General features: G+C 73.8%; 1 protein-coding gene and 1 pseudogene. Both read right to left on the bottom strand.

Features of this window, described 5'->3' with window-relative positions; genetic code table 11:
• A partial coding sequence (locus tag RNB18_RS52465) for an ATP-binding cassette domain-containing protein (RefSeq protein WP_311721113.1) occupies positions 1-214 on the bottom strand: 214 nt, incomplete at its 3' end.
• Positions 211-432, bottom strand: a pseudogene (locus RNB18_RS52470) (energy-coupling factor transporter transmembrane protein EcfT); the annotation flags it as partial. The pseudogene RNB18_RS52470 and the gene RNB18_RS52465, both read right to left, overlap by 4 nt.

A 432-nucleotide genomic window follows, 5' to 3' on the forward strand; every position in this document is an offset into this window, starting at 1 on the left:
TGTCCCGCCCGTCCACCGTGACCCGCCCGCTCAGCACCCCGCCCGTGAAGTGCGGGACGAGCCCCGAGACCGTCCCCAGCAGCGTCGACTTGCCGACCCCCGACGGGCCGACCAGCAGCACCAACTCCCCTTCCGGCACCGCGAGATCGACGCCGGACAGGGTGGGCCGGTCCGTCCCGTCGTACCGCACGGAGACCTGCTCGAACCTGATCACGCCTGCTCCTTGCCGCTACGGTCGTGTTCTTCGAAGCCCCGGCCGCGTGGTGTCGGTGGTACGGAGGCGGCGCCCCGGGCCGTCGGCGGCACGGGGGCGACCAGCGCGGGTAGCAGCCCCACCAGCACGGCCACCGCCGGCCACAGCGGCAGCTCCGGCGCGGTCAGCGGTACGACACCGGGGTGCAGCGCCTCCGGATCTACCGAGCCCGCCCATAT

The organism is Streptomyces doebereineriae (genome assembly GCF_031845645.1).
GTDB classification, from domain to species: domain Bacteria; phylum Actinomycetota; class Actinomycetes; order Streptomycetales; family Streptomycetaceae; genus Streptomyces; species Streptomyces canus.